Source organism: Mycobacterium sp. TH-M82 (assembly GCF_057473605.1).
Genome location: NZ_JBYCKY010000476.1, coordinates 1 through 1,779 on the forward strand (window position 1 = coordinate 1; position 1,779 = coordinate 1,779).

General features: G+C 63.4%; 3 protein-coding genes. 1 reads left to right on the forward strand and 2 read right to left on the reverse strand.

Going from position 1 to position 1,779, the window contains the following annotated elements:
• On the reverse strand, positions 1–301 hold a 301-nt coding region (locus AC2VON_RS14690), incomplete at its 3' end, for a PE family protein (protein WP_486953605.1).
• A 12-nt stretch (positions 302–313) separates the two neighbouring features.
• A complete protein-coding gene (locus AC2VON_RS14695) occupies positions 314–1,276 on the reverse strand; it encodes a YncE family protein (protein WP_486953606.1) in 963 nt (320 codons plus the stop codon).
• A gap of 19 nt (positions 1,277–1,295) precedes the next feature.
• Here AC2VON_RS14695 and AC2VON_RS14700 point away from each other — a divergent pair, with 19 nt between their 5' ends.
• A complete protein-coding gene (locus AC2VON_RS14700) occupies positions 1,296–1,532 on the forward strand; it encodes a hypothetical protein (protein WP_486953607.1) in 237 nt (78 codons plus the stop codon).
• Positions 1,533–1,779: the final 247 nt, after the last annotated feature.

Consider the following 1,779-nt stretch of genomic DNA (forward strand, 5'->3'; position numbering starts at 1 on the left):
TGGTCTGCAACGGTGACGCGCTGGCCACCTCGGCGGCCGCGTACGCCGCCTGCCCCGAGGACAGGGTGTGGGTGAACGCGGTGTGGAACGCCACCCCTTGTGCCGTCAAGGACTGGAACAGCGCCCCGTGAGTGCCGAACAGGTCCGCCACGGCGAGGGACACCTCGTCAGAGGCCGCCGCCGGGATCGCGGTGATGAACGTCCCCGCCCGCGACGACTCCTGCTCGATGCGTGCGGCGAGCGCGGCAAGCTGCGACGCCGACGCGCCGACCTGCTCGGGAACAACGAACGTGAACGACATACGGTGTGTCCTTTACGAACTCGGAGGGGTGAAGTCAGCGGCGGCGATATTAATGGCACCCGGGTCGTAGAAACTTCCAGTAACCAACCCGGAATCAACGTTCACTTCCTCGATACCGCTTTCATCGGCGACCACGAACGCGTCAGCGGTGTCAGCGGGGTCAATCACGGCGTTGGTCGCCAACAATTCCGTCGGTGAAACAGCGGGATCGACCACGTTGACGTGGGACACCACCTGGTTGCTGGAATTGATTGTGTACAGAAGCGGATCTGTTCCGGCGTTATTGTTCGGATTTGACGTGAAGGCGTACACGTCGCCGTTCCCCGACGCCACAGCATCCACCCGCCCCGACACAGCAATCTCGGATACCGTTCCATTTCCGCTGATCACCGTGACATCGTTGCCGCCACCGGCGAAGTACGCGTCACCGTTCGATGGATTCACTGCGATACCGTCCAGGTCGCTGAGATTCAGATAGGGCTCTTCTGGCCGGACGGTCGTGATATCCCCAAATGGATTTTGAGCGTCACCGGTGTGGATAATCGACACCGAAGGCGCAACTGCGCTGCTGGTGGCATTGTTCTGGACATAAACGTTCCCATCAGGGGCTATCGCGATCTGATTGGATTCAAGTCCAAGTTGCGTTTGCTGTCCTGTTCCCAGGTCGATGCTGTGTATCACCTGATCGGTGGTCGGGTTTATCACAGCAACGTTACCGGTGCCGCTGTTGACGACGAAGACATCGCCGTCTTGCGGGTTGAAGGCGATACCGGACGGGTCAGCGCCGTGCTGTAGCTGTATCGTCGCGACCACTTGCCCGTTTGCCGCGTTAACAACCAGCACATCGTTTGCGCTGGGGTACGAATCGTACACATACCCGTTGTTCGGGTCATACGCGACACCGGCAGTATTCGATCCCGACAACTGGCCGCTCTTAGCGATTGTCGTGACGGGGCCGGTGGAGGTATTGACCACGGCTGGCTGTTGTGAGTTCGTGCCGGCACCGCTGGTGTTGCCGTTCGTGAACACGTTGCCGCCGGTGCTGGAGATGGTGCCGGTGGTGCCCGAGGTGCCGGGTGACCCGGACGTGCCGGAAACCGAACCACCGTTGCCCCCAGTACCGCCGCCGCCCGGGGTGCCGCCGTATCCGCTATCGCCGCCGTTACCGCCGTTACCGCCGTTACCGACGGTGCCGCCGTTACCGCCGTTACCGCCGTTACCGCCGTTTTGACCCGGAGTGGACGTACTGTAACCACCCCCACCAGCCCCGCCGTTGCCGCCGCTGTTCGGGGTGGTTCCGCTCTGCCCGGTCGTCCCGGTCGGCGAACCCGTGCCACCTGTGGCGCCAGCACTGCCCGTTCCCGGGTCACCGCCCTTACCGCCGGCCCCGCCGTTGGGGTTGGTGGAGGTCCCGTTCGCCCCCGCACCGCCGTCACCGGCCTTACCGCCGTCAGCGCCGTTACCGCCCGCACCTCCGG